The 18,061-nt window shown below is 57.7% G+C and carries 14 protein-coding genes and 1 other RNA gene; 3 read left to right on the forward strand and 12 right to left on the reverse strand.

All coding sequences use genetic code 11. From position 1 onward, the window contains the following. Positions 1-136: 136 nt before the first annotated feature. On the reverse strand, positions 137-1,459 hold the full coding sequence (locus tag PHP98_02275; protein ID MDD5482469.1) for a PhoH family protein: 1,323 nt from the start codon (positions 1,457-1,459) through the stop codon (positions 137-139). A 157-nt stretch (positions 1,460-1,616) separates the two neighbouring features. On the opposite strand from PHP98_02275, the gene PHP98_02280 reads away from it, so the two are divergent. Together PHP98_02280 and gltA are read left to right on the forward strand one after the other, a co-directional pair. Next, on the forward strand, positions 1,617-2,483 hold the full coding sequence (locus PHP98_02280; GenBank protein MDD5482470.1) for a sulfide/dihydroorotate dehydrogenase-like FAD/NAD-binding protein: 867 nt from the start codon (positions 1,617-1,619) through the stop codon (positions 2,481-2,483). Positions 2,484-2,531: 48 nt separating this feature from the next. Continuing rightward, positions 2,532-4,022: an NADPH-dependent glutamate synthase gene (gltA, locus tag PHP98_02285; protein MDD5482471.1), complete on the forward strand. Its 1,491-nt coding sequence runs from the start codon at positions 2,532-2,534 to the stop codon at positions 4,020-4,022. A gap of 67 nt (positions 4,023-4,089) precedes the next feature. On the opposite strand, the gene PHP98_02290 is transcribed toward gltA, so the two are convergent. Next, positions 4,090-5,031 (reverse strand): AraC family transcriptional regulator, encoded by a 942-nt coding sequence (locus PHP98_02290; protein ID MDD5482472.1) that lies wholly within the window; start codon positions 5,029-5,031, stop codon positions 4,090-4,092. A gap of 154 nt (positions 5,032-5,185) precedes the next feature. On the opposite strand from PHP98_02290, the gene melA reads away from it, so the two are divergent. Further along, positions 5,186-6,517 (forward strand): alpha-galactosidase, encoded by a 1,332-nt coding sequence (melA, locus tag PHP98_02295; protein ID MDD5482473.1) that lies wholly within the window; start codon positions 5,186-5,188, stop codon positions 6,515-6,517. On the opposite strand, the gene recJ is transcribed toward melA, so the two are convergent. The 10 genes from recJ to ssrS all read right to left on the reverse strand — a co-directional run bounded on the left by recJ (position 6,510) and on the right by ssrS (position 17,951). Beyond that, positions 6,510-8,261, reverse strand: a complete 1,752-nt coding sequence (gene recJ / locus PHP98_02300; protein MDD5482474.1) for a single-stranded-DNA-specific exonuclease RecJ — start codon at positions 8,259-8,261, stop codon at positions 6,510-6,512. The two genes, melA and recJ, sit on opposite strands and share 8 nt — an antisense overlap. Before the next feature lie 6 nt (positions 8,262-8,267). Next, positions 8,268-9,713 carry an aminomethyl-transferring glycine dehydrogenase subunit GcvPB gene (gene gcvPB, locus PHP98_02305; protein ID MDD5482475.1) on the reverse strand — a complete coding sequence of 482 codons (1,446 nt, stop codon included), beginning with the start codon at positions 9,711-9,713 and terminating at the stop codon, positions 8,268-8,270. Then, positions 9,710-11,044, reverse strand: coding sequence for an aminomethyl-transferring glycine dehydrogenase subunit GcvPA (gene gcvPA, locus PHP98_02310; protein MDD5482476.1), 1,335 nt, complete (start codon positions 11,042-11,044; stop codon positions 9,710-9,712). Before gcvPA ends, gcvPB begins: the two co-directional genes overlap by 4 nt. 86 nt (positions 11,045-11,130) lie before the next feature. Beyond that, on the reverse strand, positions 11,131-12,222 hold the full coding sequence (gcvT, locus tag PHP98_02315) for a glycine cleavage system aminomethyltransferase GcvT (GenBank protein MDD5482477.1): 1,092 nt from the start codon (positions 12,220-12,222) through the stop codon (positions 11,131-11,133). A 78-nt stretch (positions 12,223-12,300) separates the two neighbouring features. Continuing rightward, on the reverse strand, positions 12,301-12,564 hold the full coding sequence (xseB, locus tag PHP98_02320; protein ID MDD5482478.1) for an exodeoxyribonuclease VII small subunit: 264 nt from the start codon (positions 12,562-12,564) through the stop codon (positions 12,301-12,303). Positions 12,565-12,602: 38 nt separating this feature from the next. Beyond that, positions 12,603-13,895, reverse strand: a complete 1,293-nt coding sequence (xseA, locus tag PHP98_02325) for an exodeoxyribonuclease VII large subunit (GenBank protein ID MDD5482479.1) — start codon at positions 13,893-13,895, stop codon at positions 12,603-12,605. Between the two features lie 181 nt (positions 13,896-14,076). After that, a complete protein-coding gene (gene rny, locus PHP98_02330; GenBank protein ID MDD5482480.1) occupies positions 14,077-15,633 on the reverse strand; it encodes a ribonuclease Y in 1,557 nt (518 codons plus the stop codon). Between the two features lie 147 nt (positions 15,634-15,780). Continuing rightward, complete coding sequence (locus PHP98_02335) at positions 15,781-16,377, reverse strand: 5-formyltetrahydrofolate cyclo-ligase (protein MDD5482481.1); 597 nt, start codon at positions 16,375-16,377, stop codon at positions 15,781-15,783. A 24-nt stretch (positions 16,378-16,401) separates the two neighbouring features. Further along, entirely contained in the window at positions 16,402-17,769 is a 1,368-nt protein-coding gene (locus PHP98_02340) for a replication-associated recombination protein A (GenBank protein MDD5482482.1), read from the reverse strand. A gap of 3 nt (positions 17,770-17,772) precedes the next feature. Then, a non-coding RNA gene (gene ssrS / locus PHP98_02345) (6S RNA) lies at positions 17,773-17,951 on the reverse strand. Positions 17,952-18,061 lie beyond the last annotated feature (110 nt).

The following is an 18,061-nucleotide window of genomic DNA, read 5'->3' on the forward strand; positions in this document are numbered from 1 at the left end:
TCTTATTTTCTGCCCGGATCAAGAAATCTGAAGCTATACGACGCGCCTTCGCGACAGAATATCACTGCAAAACGATGCAACAACGGATCGGCGGTCGGATGATGCCAAAACCGGTTGGGTAAGCGAACGTTTTAAATCACAGCAATTCGGCGGCGGCGGCGGCGAGCGAACTGCGTTCGCTCTTGGTGAGCGTAACGTGGCCGTGCAGGGACAGGGGCTTCAGCCGTTCCACGGCGTAGGAGAGCCCGTTGCTGTTTGAATCCAGGTAAGGGTTGTCAATCTGCGAAGGGTCGCCGGTCAGGACCATTTTCGTGTCCTCGCCCGAGCGGCTGATAATGGTCTTGATTTCATGCGGGGTGAGGTTCTGGGCCTCGTCAATGATGACATATTGTTTGGGAATGGACCGCCCGCGGATGTAAGTCAGGGCTTCCAGTTCAACCACGTGGTCGCGCTGGAGTTTTTCAATTCTTTCGCGAACCGACTGCCGCGGGTTGGAGCCGTCGCGCATCAGGTAGGCGAGGTTGTCAAAAATCGGCTGCATCCAGTTCATAAGCTTGCTCTCCTTGTCGCCCGGCAGATAGCCGATATCCTTGCCGAGCGGCATGATCGGGCGCGACACCAGCATTTTGTCGTATTTTTTCTGCTTGATGGTCTGTTCCAGGCCGGCGGCCAGGGCCAGCAGGGTTTTGCCGGTGCCGGCCGTGCCCACCAATGTTACCAGTTGAACCTTGTCATCCATGAGAAGCTCCAGCGACATTTGCTGTTCAATGCTGCGCGGCTTGATATTCCAGGCGCCTTCCGACTGCGGCGAAAGTTTTACCAGCGTATCCTGGTCGGATGCCCGGGCCATTACGGGTGTTTTTTTATCCGGCTCGGCCTGCTGGTTGTTTTCAGCGGAAAGCATCACGAATTCGTTCGGGAAAATGGTCGGAATTTTTATTTTCAGGATGCCGGTTTGCTCAAATTCGGCGATTCTCTGCGGGGAAAGGCGCACGGTCCGGTAGCCGGCGTAAAGCTCGTCAAAATTGACCTTCTGCTTTTCAAAATCCATGGTCTGGATGCCGAGCGCATCCGATTTGAGGCGGGCGTTGATGTCCTTGGAAACAAAAATTACTTTTTCCCCGCTTTTCTGCAAGTGATAGGCCACGCGGATGATTTTGTTGTCGGGGATGTCCTCTTCCAGTACCGTTCCGGCGGCGAGTTGTTTTTCAACCATTATTTTCAGGACACCGCCGTTTTCCATGGGCACGCCTTCGCCCAGCCGTCCGCGTTTGCGCAGGCGGTCCAGGCGCCTGATTACCTGCCGCGCGTTTCTTCCCAACTCGTCATTGTTGGATTTGAACTTGTCAAGCTCCTCAATGACCGCCATGGGGATGACGACGGTGTTATCGGCGAACGATTCAATGCAGTTGGAATTATGCAGGAGGACGTTGGTATCCAGCACAAAAGTTTTTTTCATGGTCTTATTCCGCGTTCACGGGCGTTTTTTTCGGCGACTTGCGGAAATTATTGCAAAAAGAATGTTTGACGTAAAGCCATATATCCGCATCATTTTTCTTGACGTCCTTCCGTTATTTTAATTTGATCTTATCTGTTTTTATCACGGGGAGCGCAAGTTGCACAGAATTATTTCAAAAAAACAGCTGTCGGCCGATGTCTTCATGATGCGCATAGAAGCGCCGCTCATTGCCTCCGAGCGGCGGCCGGGGCAGTTTATCATCCTTCAGCTTGACACCGACTACGGCGAGCGCATTCCGCTGACCATCGCCGACGCCGACCCGCGGGAAGGCTCCATTTCCATAATTTTCCAGGTGGTGGGCGGCACAACCCGCCGTCTGGCCGCGCTCAAGGAAGGCGCATCCATTGAAAACATGGCCGGACCGCTCGGCCGGCCGACCCATATTGAAAAATTCGGGACCGTGGTCTGCGTCGGCGGCGGCATCGGCGCGGCGCCGCTTTACCCGATCGTGCAGGGCATGAAGCGCGCCGGCAACCGGCTGGTCGTCATCCTGGGCGCCCGCAATAAATCCCTGCTTATTCTGGAAGATGAAATGCGCGCCCTCTCCGATGAATTGATCGTTTGCACCGACGACGGTTCCTATGGCCGCAAGGCGCTGGTAACCGAGCCGCTCAAGGAAATCTGTGCTGCGGAAAAAAAGCCGGATCTGGCCGTGGCTATCGGCCCGCCGATCATGATGAAATTCTGCGCGGAAACCACCCGGCCTTTCGCCGTGCCGACGGTTGTTTCGCTGAACACGATCATGGTGGATGGCACCGGGATGTGCGGCGGATGCCGTGTAACGGTCGGCGGTAAAACAAAATTTGTCTGCGTGGACGGCCCTGAATTTGACGGGCATCAGGTTGATTTTGATAACATGATGAAAAGGCTGAAAGCTTATAAGGGCCAGGAAGACCATGCCCGCGAGCAGTGCCGGCTGGAGGGGGAAATTGCAAAGCAGGCACAAAGGGAGAAAGGCACATAGGCACAAAGTCAGAATTCAGAATAAACCGACATAGATGGAGTATAACGTTTGAATTTACATGCCACCAAAGAAGAACTGGCCGAAGAGGCGCGAAAAAAACTTGAGGAAATTGCGGGGCTTCCCCAGCCGCTCAAGGCAAAAGACCGCCTGCAGATTCCGGCGCAGGAAATGCCCAGCCAGCCCCCCGTTGAGCGCCGGGCTAATGTGCGCGAGGTGGCGCTCGGCTATTCGCCCGAGCAGGCAAAGCTTGAGGCCATGCGCTGTCTGCAGTGTAAGAACGCGCCTTGCGTTGCGGGTTGCCCGGTGGGCATAAATATTCCCGGCTTTATCAACGCCATTGCCCGGGAAGATTTTCGGCAGGCGATTAGCATCATAAAGCAGAACAGCCTGCTCCCCGCCGTCTGCGGCCGGGTTTGCCCCCAGGAAACGCAATGTCAATTGCCGTGCACCGTCGGCAAATCCCTGAAGGACGTCAACAAGGCCGTGGCCATCGGCCGGCTGGAAAGGTTTGCGGCCGACTGGGAACGCGAACAGGGTAAAACCGCGCCGCCGCGGGTGAAACCCGCCACCGGACGGAAAGCGGCCGTGATCGGGAGCGGCCCGGCCGGCATCACGGTCGCCGCCGATGTCCGCCGCGCGGGCCATGCCGTCACCATGTTTGAAGCTTTCCACAAGACCGGCGGCGTGCTCGTTTACGGCATCCCCGAGTTCCGTCTGCCGAAACAGATCGTCCAGCTTGAAATTGATACCTTGAAAGCCATGGGGGTGGAAATCAAAACCAATTTCGTCGTCGGCCGGACGCGCCACCTGCTTGACCTCATGAAAAAGGACGGTTTTGAGGCGGTCTTTATCGGCACGGGCGCCGGCCTGCCGAAATTCATGAATATTGACGGCGAAAACCTGGTGGGCGTTTTTTCGGCCAACGAATATCTGACCCGCGCCAATCTGATGAAGGCCTACGACCGCGAACACGCGCAGACGCCGATTTATCGCTCGCGCAAGGTGGCGGTCCTGGGCGGAGGGAACGTCGCCATGGATTCGGCCAGAATGGCCGTGCGCCTCGGCGCGGAGGAAGTGCATCTCGTCTACCGCCGCACCGAAGTTGAAATGCCGGCCCGGGTGGAGGAGGTGGCGCACGCCAAGGAGGAGGGCGTGATATTTCATATTCTGCAGAACGCCAAGCGCATTATCGGAGATGAAGACGGCCGGGTAAAGGCGATGGAATGCCTTAAATATCAGCTTGGCGAGCCGGATGAATCCGGCCGCCGCCGGCCGGTTGAAATAAAAGGCAGCGAGTTCATCATGGATGTTGACACGGTCATCTGCGCCATCGGCAATGAATCAAATCCGCTCATTAAACAGACCACGGAAGGGCTTTCCACCACCAAGCGGGGCAATATCATCGTGGATGAAAACGGGAAAACGTCGCTGGAGGGCGTGTATGCCGGCGGCGATATTGTCCTGGGCTCGGCGACCGTGATCCTGGCCATGGGCGAAGGCCGGCGCGCCGCGGCGGCGATTAACAAATTGCTTGCATAATGGCCGTATCCATCCCTGCGATCACGGCAGAAACACACATCGGTTATTCCTTGTCGGATATTGGTTTCTATTGGACCGGAATCATGCCCACGGCCCTGAACCTGCGCGGGGGCAAATGCATCACCCGCCTGAAGGCGCGCGTGAAATGCGCCGGCACGTTGTAGCCCATTTTGAAGGCAATTTCTTTCTGCGTCAGCCGCGTTTCCTTGAGCAGGCGGCAGGCGGCGAGCATTTTCTGCCGTTGGATATACCGGTAAGGCGCCTGCCCGGTTTCTTTCCTGAACACCCGGCTTAAATGTTCGCGCGATACTCCCAGCCGGGCTGACAGCAGTTTCACGTTGCAGAATTGCTGGAGATTTTTTTGAATCAAACGCTGCGCCTCCCGCGCTAGGACAAAACCGGCCTCATCTTTCTTGTCCGCGCCGGCACGGCCCTGCGCGAGAACCGCGAAAAGACCGGCAACAATTCTGGCGCCCTCGGCCGGCATAATCCGCACGGCCCGCCGGTCGTATCTTTGCCAGGCCATGATTTCCGGAATATAACCGGTTTCCGGCGGCAGTTGAAAAACATGTCCGTATTTGCGCGCGAATTCGCGGGTCATGGAAATCCCGGCCGGCCCGGCAAAACAGAGATACACAAACTCCCACGGCTCCCGCCCGTCTTCAGGATAATAATAGGCCGTGGCCGGGTCGTTGACTTCGCAAAGGAATCCGCGCCCGGCCGGCAGGCGATATGTTTTTTTGCCGGAACGGAACCGCCCCTCACCCGCCAGCGTGAATTTGAAGAGACAATGCCCTTCCGATTTCCGGAAGCGGCCTTCATACCGGTAGCTTGGATCGGCAATGCGTTCCGCGCAGATGTAGAGCAGCTGCGGGAAAGCCGCCATGGGCTGCGCCGTCTGGAATTGCGTCATCCATAATTTGGATGAAGCGGGTTTTTTGCGGTCTATCAGACAGCCGTCGCAGGGCTGAGCGCCGCCAGTGAAGGGGGGTTGCTTTTTGTTTGTCACAATTTGGTAATTAATATCAATAATTGGACATTGTTGCCAATAAAAAAAGTGTTATATTGGGTCAACGATTAAAAAACACCCTGTGCTAATCGGGTAATTATGGAAGAATTTCCGCCGAACTTGCTCAAAGAAAATTCAATGAAAGGGTAAAAAAATGGCCAAAATAACGTTTATCGGAGCGGGCAGTTTCGGGTTCACGCGCAATCTGGTGAAGGATATCCTGACCTTTCCCCTCCTGCGCGGTTCAACCCTGGTTTTAATGGATATTGACCGGGAACGGCTTGCCTTCATAAAAAAGGCCGTGGAAAGAATTGTCATGGAAGGCAAATACCCGGCCAAAGTTGTTACGACCACGAACCGGCGCGCGGCGCTGGAGGGGGCGGACGCGGTTATCTGCACGATTCTGGCCGGGGGCGTGGACGTCTGGCAGCATGACATTCTTATTCCGAAAAAATTCGGCGTTGATATGAATGTCGGCGATACGCGCAGCGTGGCGGGTGTTTTCCGCGCCCTGCGCACGATTCCGGTCATGCTCGGTATCGGCCGCGACATGGAAGAGCTTTGTCCCGACGCGATCCTGCTGAATTACACCAATCCCATGGCCATGCTCTGCCGCGCTTTGCAGAGGGAGACCAAAATAAAGGTTACCGGTCTGTGCCACAGCGTGCAGGGCACGGCCCGCGACCTTGCGGGCTGGATCAAGGCGCCCATGGACGAAATCACCTATCTCTGCGCGGGGATCAATCATCAATCCTGGTTCCTTAAATTTGAACGGAACCGCCGGGACGCCTATCCCCTCTTGCGCCGGGCAATGAAGGATAAAAAAATCCGCAACGCGGAACAGGTGCGCAATGAAATGTTTTTACAGCTCGGTTATTATGTTACCGAGTCAAGCGGGCACAACTCGGAATACAACTGGTGGTTCCGCAAGCGGCCCGACCTGATTAAAAAATACTGCACCCGCGGAACGGCCTGGAATCCTGGTCATTACGCCTTCATTCTGCGTCATTACCGCCGGCAGGGGAAAAACTGGAAACAGGAAATAATAAAAAAATGGCTGAACAATTCCAAGCCGTTGGATCTGAAGAGGGGATTGGAATACGCCGCCAGCATCATCAACGCTTATATGGGCGGGGAAACCTTTGAGTTTAACGGCAATGTTCCGAATACCGGAATTATTCCGAATCTTCCCCAAAACGTTTGTGTGGAAGTGCCGGTTTTTGCCAACCGGCGCGGGTTTAATCCGGCTTATGTCGGTCCGCTGCCGCCGCAATGCGCGGCCCTCAACAACGCCAGCATCGCGGTGGAGGAAATGGCCGTGGAAGCGGCCATCACCGGAGACCCCCGCCTTGTGTTTCATGCCGTTGCCTATGACCCGCTTTCGGCCGCCGTGCTTTCCCTGGAGGAAATCAGGGAAATGACGCAGGCCATGCTGATACGCAACCGGCCCTATTTGCCGCAGTTCAGGAATATCAGGATCAAATGAGGCCGGGATCGCCGTCCGGCGGCGTCCGGCGCCAGTCCAGCACGTTCAATTCCAGGTTTTCGGATCCGTTAAAGGAGTTTTTCCTGATCTGAAAGGCAACATCTAGCAAGCTTTCCGTGATATTCCGCGCCGCCGTTTCGGCCGCGCCTTCCGCGCGGTTAAAGGCAATGGCGCCCGCTGTTGACCGGCCGTCGGAAATATTGAAACGCAAATGTTTCCGGCCCACAATGCGCGGCTTGCCGGCGATTTTCACGCCGCGCGCGGCGAAAACCGGCCTGGGATTATCCTGGCCGAAAGGCGCCAGCAGTTCCAGCGCTTTGAAATTTTCATTGGAAATGTCATTGAGTTTAATCCAGGCGTTGATCGTCTGGATTGGCCTCAAATCCTTGTGTTTCAGTGTTTTTTCGGCCGCCCGGTTGAAATCTTCGCGGAACTTCTGATAATTTTTTTCCTCTATTTCCAATCCGGCCGCCATGGCGTGTCCGCCGCAGGCCTTCAGCAATCCCCGGCAGGCGTTTAGTCCGTCCAGAATATTGTAGGCCGCGATGCTTCTTCCGGAGCCGCGTCCGGAGCCGTGTTCGTCAAATCCGATCGCAACCACCGGCCGGTGATAACGTTTGGACAGCCGCGAGGCCACGATGCCGATGACGCCGACGTGCCATCCGCGCCGTCCGACGGCAAGTCCGTAATGGACATCCGGCTTGAAATAACCGTCAATTTCCGCGGTGGCGGCCTCCAGGATTTCCGCCTCAATCTTTTGCCGCGCGCGGTTGGCCTCGTCAAGGCTTCTGGCGATTGCGCGGGCGCGGTTTTCGTCCCCGGTCAGGAAAAGCTCCAGGGCCGTTTCGGCCGTGTCCAGCCTTCCGGCGGCATTCAAGCGCGGCGCGATGCAGAAGGCGAGGTGATAAGCATCCAGACGGTTTTTCAGCGCGGCGACTTCTTTCAGCGCGCGCCAGCCGGGCGCATTGGATGCGTTCAGTTGCTCAAGGCCGCGGCGGACAAAGATGCGGTTTTCGTTGAGCAGGGGCACGATATCGGCCACCGTGCCGAGCGCCACCAGGTCCAGGTGCTCTCTCAGGTCAATTTCCGCCGCCGGGAGTTTGTTCTTTTTTCCGTGTTTCAGCATGGCATGGCAGAGCTTGAAAACCACCCCGACTCCGGCCAGCATTTTTAAATGTTCCGGTCCGCCCAGTTTGGGATTGACGATTGCCGCGGCCGCGGGCATAACATTCCCGGGCTCGTGATGGTCGGTAATGACAAGCTCAATGCCGGCGGCCCTGATGAATTCGGCCGGTTCCGCCGCCGTTATGCCGCAGTCAACGGTGATGATCAGGTCCGGTTTGCCCCGTTTGAACCCCCTTTGCAGGGCCGCCGGGCTTAAACCGTAGCCTTCTTCAAGCCGGTCCGGCAAACAGACGGTAAGGGCCCCGGCTCCCAGCCGGCGCAGGACCTGCGCGAGCAGCGCCGCGCCGGCGATGCCGTCCACGTCGTAATCGCCGTAGACCAGGATGCTTTCCTTGTTTTCAACGGCCCGCCAGATTCTGGCGGAGGCGGCTTCCATGCCGGGGATAAGGAAGGGATCGGAAACTTCTCTCAGTTGGGGCGCCAGAAAACGGGCGACTTCCCCGACGTTGCTGAAACCGTAACCGCCCAGGACGCGCGCCAGGAGCGCGGGGAGATGCAGGTCGTCCGCCAGGCGGCGCGCAAAATTTTCATCGGATGGTTTGGTCTGCCATATTTTCAATGCCGTTCAACCCTGAAAAACCAAGTCCATATTGCGCGCGGCGGCGACCTCGTCCAACCGTCCGATCGGGGCGTTGCCGGGAGCGGTTTTGAGTTCGGCCGGTTTTTTGCGGGCGGTCTCGGCCAGGGCGCGCATGGCGGCGATGAATTCATCCAGTGTTTCGCGCGTTTCGGTCTCGGTGGGCTCAATCATCATCGCCTCGGGGACGATGAGCGGAAAATAAACGGTGGGCGGATGGATGCCGAGGTCAATGAGGCCCTTGGCGATATCCAGGGCGCGGATTCCGTTTTCGGCGAAGCGCCGGGCGCTGAGCACGCACTCGTGCAGGCAGGGGCCGTCATAATCCGGCGGGAAGCAATCGCGCAGTTTGGCGAGCACATAATTGGCGTTGAGCACGGCGTGATTGCTTGCCGCGCGCAGTCCTTCGCGCCCCAGCATCAGGCAATAGGCGTAAGCGCGGACCAGCACGCCGAAGTTGCCGTAAAAAGGCGCCACGTATCCGATGCTTTTCGGGTAGTCATAGTCAAGGCTGAACATTCCGTCCCGGTTTTTGACAACGCGCGAAATCGGCAGGTATTGGCGCAGTTTTTCAACCACGCCCACCGGGCCGGCGCCGGGGCCGCCGCCGCCGTGCGGCGTGGAAAAAGTTTTGTGCAGATTCAGATGGCAGATGTCAAATCCCATTTCGGCGGGCTTGCAGCGGCCGATGACCGCGTTGAAATTGGCACCGTCGTAGTACATGAGGCCGTCCACGCTGTGGATAATGGCGGCGATTTCGCGCACGTCGGGTTCAAAGAGGCCGAGCGTATTCGGATTGGTCAGCATCATGCCGGCGGTCTGGTCATTGACCGCCTTTCTGAGTTCGCCCGGGTCAACGGTTCCGCGGCGGTTGGAGGGGATCGTAACCACCGAAAAGCCCGCGAGGGCGGCGCTGGCCGGGTTGGTGCCGTGGGCCGAATCCGGAATGATGATTCGCGTTTTTTTGTTGCCGCGGTCGCGGTGGTAGGCGGCGATCAGCATGCTGCCGGTCAGTTCGCCATGCGCGCCGGCCAGGGGTTGCAGGGTGAACTCCGCCATGCCGGTGATTTCGGAAAGGAGCCGTTCGGTTTCATAGAGCAGGCGCAGGGCGCCCTGGGTAAGCAGGCCGCCGTGCCGCAATTGCGGCCAGAGCGGATGAATATGGGCAAAACCCGGCAGGGCGGCCGCCAGTTCGCAGGCTTTCGGGTTATGCTTCATGGTGCAGGAGCCCAGCGGGTAAAAATTAGTGTCAACCGAAAAATTCATCCGCGAAAGGTTGGTGAAGTGCCGCACCACTTCGCTTTCCGGCAATTCCGGCAATTCCGCCGGGCGGGCGCGCAGTAATTTTGCGTTGATCAGTTTTTCGCCGCCCGCCGGCCGCGGAAACCGGACGGCGCGCCGCCCTTTGACGCTTTTTTCAAATATAAGTTTCATAACGCCGCCTCCAGCGCGGCGGCAAACGTGTCAATTTCCTCTTTTGTCCGTTTTTCGGTAAAAGCCATCAGCAATTCATTTTCCATGTCCGGATAATACCGCGCGAGCGGGAAGCCGGCGGCGAACCCGCGGTCAATCAGGGCGCTGACGGCGTCGGCGGCGTTGCCGGGGAGCGAGAGCGTAAATTCGTTGAAGAAATAATGGCGGTCAAAAGCCGGTTTTACGCCGGGGATGGCGGTGAGTTTTTGCCAGGCATAGGCGGCGTTCGCCGCGCACGATTCGGCCAGTTCCGCCAGGCCGCCCTTGCCGAGGAGCGTAAGATAAATCAGCGCCCGCAGAGCGCAAAGCGCTTCGTTGCTGCAGATATTGGAAGTGGCTTTTTCACGCCGGATGTGCTGTTCGCGCGCCTGCAGCGTAAGCGCGAATCCGCGCCGGCCTTGTGCATCCCGGGCGGCCCCGACCAGGCGTCCCGGCATTTTGTGAACGTGTTTTTTAAGGGTTGTCATGAAGCCGAGGTAAGGGCCGCCGAAGGAAAGCGGCAGGCCGAGGCATTGGGCTTCACCCGTTACGATATCCGCGCCCATCGCGCCCGGCGTCTTGATAATTCCGAGCGCCACGGGATAAACCGACACGATGCCGAGCGCTCCGGCGGCGTGCGCCTCCGCGATAAGGTCGGAATAATCGTCCAGGCCTCCGAAAAAATTGGGGTTTTGCAGGATGAGGGCGGCCGTTTCCGCGGTCAGCAGTTTTTTGATGGCCGGCCGGTCCGCCCGGCCGCCGCGCGCCGGCGTTTCAATGAATTCAAAGTCAAGGTTGGCGGAATAGCATTTGAGCATGGCGCGGTAAATCGGGTTGACGCCGCCGTCAATGAGCACCCGTCTGCGGCGGGTGATGCGGAAGGCCATCATGATGGCTTCAAAAAGCGCCGTGCCGCCGTCGTAGAGGGAGGCGTTGGAAACTTCCATTTCCGTCAGGCGGGTCATACAGGTCTGGTATTCATAAATGGCCTGCAGGGTTCCCTGGGAAACCTCCGGCTGGTAGGGCGTATAGGCGGTGTAAAACTCGGCGCGGCCGGCGAGCGCGTCCACGGCGGCCGGGATAAAGTGGTCATAAAATCCTCCCCCGCAAAAATTTACAAGGTGGGTTGAGTTCATCCCGGCCAGAGAAGCCAGGCGCCGGGTCATTTCCATCTCGGGGAGGCCTGGCGACAGATTAAAATTATCGGTCTGGAGGCCGGATGGGATTCCGGCAAACAGGCCGTCAAAGGATTTCAGTTTTAACTCGGCCAGCATGGCCCGATCGTCATCCGGACTGCCGGCATGATAGGTCATTCCGCTCATATTCGTATCTCACTATTTTTGATTTGCGATTTCCGATTTTAAATCCCAAATCCAAATTCCAAAATCTAAAATTATCTCTACCGCCGCGCCGTGCCCTCTTTGTAAAAAGGAAGCTTGACGATTTCCGCCTGCAGTTTCCGGCCGCGCGCGATTATGTCCAGTTTCCGGCCGATGACGGCGGCCGGCCGCCGGACATAACCGAGCGCGACGGCCACGTTAAGGCTTGGGGAAAACAACCCGCTGGTGACTTTGCCCGCCTCGCGGCCGTCTTCCAGGATAAGGTCGTCCGCCCGCGCCGCCATTCTGCCCTCCAGCCGCAGGCCCACAAGTTTCCCGGCGGCTGGGTTTTCAAGATCGCGCAGGACGGCTTCTTTGCCGGTGAAGTTCTTGTTCAGGTCAATGAACCTGCCGCGCGCGGCGCCGGCCGGAGTGGTTTTACGGCTCAGTTCATGGCCGTAGAGCGAAAAGCCCATCTCAACGCGCAGGGTGTCGCGCGCGCCGAGTCCGGCCGGCAGGATAACGCCGGGCGCAATCAGCTTTTTCCAAAAAGCCGCCGCCCGGTCTGCGGGGAAATACAGTTCGTAGCCGAACTCGCCCGTGTAACCCGTGCGGCTGAGCAGTCCGGCGGCGCCGGCGATTTCAATCGCGCAGAAATGAAAATATTCAAGGTCCGGCAGTTTGCGCCCCAGAGCGCTTTCCACGGCCTCCCGCGCTCCCGGCCCCTGGATGTCCAGTTTGGCGGTCGCGGCGGACAAGTCGCTGAAAACGGTCGTCGGGGAAAGACGGCTTTTTATCCAGACCGCGTCGGCCGCGGCGGTGGCGGCATTGACCACCAGCCAGAATTTTCCGCCGCCGAACCGGTAGCAGATCAGATCATCCAGCGTTCCGCCGTCTTCGGCCAGAAGGTACCCGTAAGCGCAGGCGCCCTCCGCGATTGCCGCGACGGACTGGGTCAGGAGTTTTTCAAGGTCAGCTTCGGCGGAAGGGCCGCTGACCTCAAATTCGCCCATATGGCAGATGTCAAAGATGGAAACTTTTTCGCGGGTATGAAGATGTTCGGGGATTATGCCGCGGTAGAGCAGGGGCATTTCCCAGCCGGCAAACGGCACCATGCGCGCGGCCAGGCGGAGATGTTCTTCGTATAATGGAGTTCGTAGCTTTTCCGGCATAAAAATAAGATGTCGTGTAATGCCCAAATGATAAAAAATAACCGGGCCATGTCAAATACTATTCTTGCCGCTCCGCTATCAGTTATCAGTTCCCGACTCCTTTCCTGCCTCCGCGGTAAACGGCTCGGCCTCTATTTTATCGCCTTTTTTGACCATGATCTCAATCTTTTTCTCAACCTCGTTCAACCTGGCGGAGCAGAATGAAATCAGGCGCATGCCTTTTTCGTATTGCTCCATCATTTTTTCAAGGGAGAGCGACCCGCTTTCCATGTTCTGCACGATTTCCTCCAACTGCGCGAGGGACTTGTCAAAACTCAATTCTTTTTCGGTTTTTTTGCTCATTATTTTACCTCTCTACCTCTCATTGTTTGCGCGCAATGTCAATCATCCGGGTTGGATCCATCCAAACGGCAGGCGGCGACGTCGGATTCCACGATTCCCCCGGCCAGACGCGTGGTGAGCCTTTCGCCGGGGCGCGTTTGCGCGGCCGATTTCAGGATGCGTCCGTTTGGCAGGCAGGTTATGCTGTAGCCCCGCTCAAGCACGGCGAGCGGGTTCATGCTTTTCATCAGGGTTTCTAGGCGCTGCAAGCCGGCTTTGCGCGCCCGGGCCAGGTCAACGGCGGCATGGCCGAGGCGCAGATTGAATTCATCCACGGTCTGCAGTTTTTCCCGCAAAGTGTTCCGCAGGGCGTGCTCAAGCCGGCTGGCGATATGGGCCAGCCGTTCATGCATTTGCCGGGCGATATTGCCTGGTTCGCGGAACACGTAACTGTTTCCGGCGGCGGAGAGCCTGGCCCTGAGAATCTGCGCGTGTTCGCGCGCGGTTCGCTGAAGGCGGCGGGAAAGGTTGTCCAGGGCGGCCTCAAAATCCGCCTTGCGTCCGATCACCAGTTCGGCCGCGGCCGACGGGGTGGGCGCCCGCAAATCGGCGGCAAAATCGCAAATGGTGAAATCGGTTTCGTGTCCGACCGCCGAAATGACCGGGATGGATGAACGCGCCACAGCCCGCGCCGTCATTTCCTCGTTGAATGCCCGGAGGTCCTCCAGGCTTCCCCCGCCGCGTCCGACTATGAGGACGTCCATCTCGCCCTGCGCGTTGAAAAAGTCAATCGCCGCCGCGATTTCGGCGGCGGCCCCTTCGCCCTGCACCCGGACCGGGAAAAGCGCGACATGCAGGTTGGAAAACCGGCGCGCGATGATGTTCAGAATGTCATGAATGGCCGCCCCGGAGGGGGAGGTTACGACGCCGATATGCCGGGGCAGGAGCGGAATTGGTTTTTTGCGGCTTTGGTCAAAAAGTCCCTCGCCGGCGAGTTTTTTCTTCAGCGCTTCAAACGCGGCCTGGAGCGCGCCGTCCCCGGCCGGTTCCGCGCGGCGGGCAATGATCTGGTATTGCCCGCTTTTTTCATAAACGCTGATCCGGCCGAAAAGCCGGGCCTGTATGCCGTCCTTCAATTCGCACCTGGCCTCCGCCTGGCTGCCGCGGAACATGACGGCGGCGACTTGCGAATTTTCGTCCTTGAGCGTGAAATACCAGTGGCCGGAGGCCGGCCGGCGCAGGTTGGAAATCTCGCCTTCCACCCACAATTCGCCGACTTCGTTTTCAAGGATGATTTTAATGAGGCGCGTCAGTTCGGCCACCCGGTATATTTTGCGTTTATCGGCGTTCATATTTCCATTCAGGCGCAAAACCAGGTGAGTCAGTTGCAAAACTCCAGGAAAAATCGGCTCGTCGGGGCGAGCCTCCTACATTTCTCAGGAAAATCAAGATTGTAGGAGCGCCACACCGCTGGCGCGATGATTTTTGCAATTAACTCATGTATCAGATGTTTTCAGCCTTTGTGCCTTTCTTTCACCGCGCGTATTCAATGAATCGTTTTTCGCGGATAACGGTTACTTTTATTTGTCCCGGATATTGGAGGTCCTGTTCAATTTTTTTGCTGATATCGCGCGCCAGATGCATGGCGGCGGCATCATCAATCTTTTCCGGAATGACGAGCACGCGCACTTCGCGGCCGGCCTGGATGGCATAGCTTTTTTCAACGCCGTCAAACCCGGCGGCGACGGCCTCAAGCTGTTCCAGCCGTTTCACGTAGTTCAGAGTGGTCTCGGAGCGCGCGCCTGGCCGGGCCGCGGATATTGCGTCGGCGGCCGAGCAGAGGTGGGCATAGATGCTTTCCGGAGCGACGTCGTTGTGGTGCGCCGCCACCGCGTTTAAGAGGGTCTGCTGTTCGTTATGGCGGCGGAGGAAGTCGGCGCCGATGACGGCATGATTGCCTTCAACCTCGCTGTCCAGCGCTTTGCCGATGTCATGGAGCAGTCCAATTCTTTTGGCGAGCGCAATATCCAGCCCGAGTTCGCCGGCCATGATGCCCATGATGTTGGCGACTTCAATGGAATGGATCAGGACGTTTTGAGAATAACTGCTGCGGAATTTAAGCCGTCCGATGGCGCGGACCAGTTCGGGGTTCAAGCCCTGCAGCCCCGCCGCGAAAACCGCCTCTTCGCCCGCGGAACGGATGGTTTCGTCCATTTCCTCCCTGACCTTGGCGACCACTTCCTCAATGCGGGCCGGGTGGATGCGGCCGTCGGCGATCAGTTTTTCAAGCGACTGCCTGGCTATTTCGCGCCGGAGGGGATCAAAGGCGGAAATCACGACGGTTTCCGGCGCGTCATCCACGAGCAGGTCAACTCCGGTGGTTGATTCCAGCGCGCGGATATTGCGTCCTTCGCGGCCGATGATTCTGCCCTTCATATCCTCGCTCGGCAGGTTGACGGTGCTGGTCATAATCTCGCTGGCATGTCCCGATCCGTAGCGTTGAATGGCCATGGCGATGATTTTTTTGGACTCGCGTTCGGCGGATTCCTTGGCCTCCTCCTGCAGACGGCGGATCAGCATGCCGGTTTCGCTGCGGATTTCCTCCTCGGTGCGCGCGATCAACTTATGGCGCGCTTCTTCCTGGGTCATGCCCGCGATTCGTTGAAGTTTTTCGCGCTCGTTTTTGACCAGGGCGGCATATTCCTCGCGTTGCTTGCCGATTTCCGTTTCTTTTTTTTCTATTTCCGCCTGTTTTTCCTCAATGTTCTGGTATTTCTTGTCAATCATGGCCACTTTCCGGTCCAGATTGAGCTCGCGCTGCGCCACCCGTTCTTCAACGGCGGCCATTTCCTGGCGGCGGAGTTTTATTTCGCTTTCAAATTCATCCCGGACTTTCAGCATAACCGCCTTCGCCTGCAGGTCGGCCTGCTGGCGAATGGAATCGGCATCGCGCCGGGCGTTTTCCAGTAAATGTTTTGCCTCGTGTTCCGCCGCTTTGGCCGTATAACGGCCGATAATAAAACGCAGGTAATAACCCAGGGTTGCCGCCAGCAACACCACTAATGCGCCCATCCACCATTCTGTCATCATGTTTACCTCTGTTCTATAGTTTTGTGTTTACTCATGTAAATGGTCCTGGCCCGCATTCATGCCATTCAATCCGGCCCCGGCGGGGGCGGGCTTCCTTTTTTTGCGCGCGTGTTTCCGGAAAAGACGATGATTTTCCGTCTTTATTCTTCACTCGCCGGCCGCTTGGCCGCCGCGGCCGCAACAACGATATATTTTAGATTCCGTGACGACCATATCCATCCGCACATCCCCGGGGCGCAGGGACAGGCGGCCGTATATTTGAAAATCAAAGGCCAGGCCGATTTTACAGGCCGGGCGGAACTGGGGCTGGAGGAGGAGATTGTCGTAATATCCGCCGCCGTGCCCGAGGCGTCCGCCCCGGCAGTCAAAGGCCAGTCCCGGCACGAAAACCAGGTCTATTTGCGCATCCCCGATCCATTTCGGCTTCAGCGGTTCGTGGATTTTAAAACGGCCCGGGCGGGTCTTGTCATTGTCCTCCAGGAGGGCGGGGGCATATTGCCGCAGGGGTTTGGAAAAAGCGGGCACAAAAAGCGTTTTATTTTCCGCCCGGCATTTTTTTATGATGGCGCCGGTCTGGATTTCCGCCGGCGCGGCCAGGTAACAACAGGTGTTTTTTGCCCGGCGCCATTCGGGGAGGGCCAGGGCCAGTTTTTGCGCGGCCGCGCTGGCGGTTTCAATGAAGACTTCGTCCAGCTCCTGCCGCGCGGCGCGGATCTCCGCTCTGATTCTCTGTCTTTCGTCCATATGCGTTTGGGCCGGCCGCCGGTTTCAGTTTTCAGGTTTTTTTGCCTGCTGTCCGGCGGCGGCCTGATGTCCGTTGTCTTTTTTATCCGCTGATTTTTTTCGCCAGTAATCCAGCCGTTGCGCGATGGTGTCCTCGTATCCCTGCCGCGTCGGCTCGTAGTAGACGGCGGCGGAGGGCATATACTCCTGGTCAACAAAATGTCCGTCATAATCGTGGGCGTATTTATAGCCGGTGTGGCCGAGCCGTTTGGCGCCCTTGTAACCGGAGCCGCGCAGCGGCTTCGGCACGGCGAGGGTCCGGCCTTCCTTGACGTCGGCCAGGGCCTTTTCAACCGCCAGGTAGGAAGCGTTGCTTTTCGGGGCGCATGCCAGATAGGTTACGGCCTGCGCCAGGATAATGCGCGCTTCCGGCATGCCGATGAATTCCACGGCTTCTTTCGCGGAGACGGCGATGTTTAAAGCCCGCGGGTCGGCGTTGCCGATATCTTCGGAAGCGAGTATGATGAGCCGGCGCGCGATGAAACGGGGGTCTTCGCCGGCATAGAGCATTTTGGCAAGCCAATAGACGGCGGCGTCGGGATCAGAACCGCGCACGCTTTTTATGAAGGCGGAAATGGTGTTGTAATGACCGTCGTCGTCCCGGTCGTAAACGACCGCTTTTTTCTGGATGGAGTCTTCCGTGGTCCGGCGGGTGATATGGATGCGCTTGTTTTTTCCGGCGGGAGTGGTCAAGACCGCGATTTCCAGGGCGTTCAGCGCCCGGCGGGCGTCGCCCTCGCACGCTTTTGCCAGATGGTGCAGGGCGTCGTTATCCAGGTCAACGGGCATGTTTCCCAAGCCGCGCTCCTCCGTGAGCGCGCGCTGTAACAGCCGGGAGATCGCGCTTTCCGGGAGAGCTTCCAGCTCAAAAATCTGTGAACGGGACGTGAGCGGGCTGTTGATGAAAAAAAAGGGATTGTGAGTGGTCGCGCCGATCAGAATGATATTGCCTTCTTCCACGTAAGGCAGAAGGATATCCTGCTGGGACTTGTTGAAGTGATGGATTTCGTCAATGAAAAGAATGGTTTCCGCGCCGTCGCGTTTGCGGCGCTGAAAGGCCGTTTCCAGTATTTCGCGCAGGGCGGCGACGTTGGCCAGCACGCCGCTGGCTTTTTCAAAGCGCCGGCTGGTTTTCAGGGCAATTACCTCGGCCAGGGAGGTTTTTCCGCAGCCGGGGGGGCCGTAGAGGATGATGCTGCCGATCCGGTCGGATTCAATCGCCCGGTGCAAAAGCTTTCCGGGCGCGATCAAGTGTTCCTGGCCGGCGATTTCTTCCAGGGAGCGCGGCCGCATGCGCGCCGCCAGGGGCGGGTTGGAAGCGGCTTCGTTTTTATTATCAGCGAACAATTCCATAAAAAATACCCCGCCTAACCGTGTCGTAGCCACTCTCTGTTCCGAACAAACAAGGTGGGTGTTTTAGCAAATGGTTTCCAGTTCCCCGGAGAGGGGCGGCTGGGCGCCATTTGATTCAAACTCCCTTGACTCAATTAATGGGTCAGATGGTAGGTCCGAAACCACGTATCAGGCAGGGCATTTTTCAAACGGAGTCTTTTTATTTATCTGTGAAAGAACAGCCTGGAAAACGGCAGCAGGGCTTTCACAAAAGCTGGAAACATTTCTCGTGACGGGAGAATGTTTCCCGCAT

Source organism: Kiritimatiellia bacterium, assembly GCA_028715905.1.
GTDB lineage: Bacteria > Verrucomicrobiota > Kiritimatiellia > JAAZAB01 > JAAZAB01 > JAQUQV01.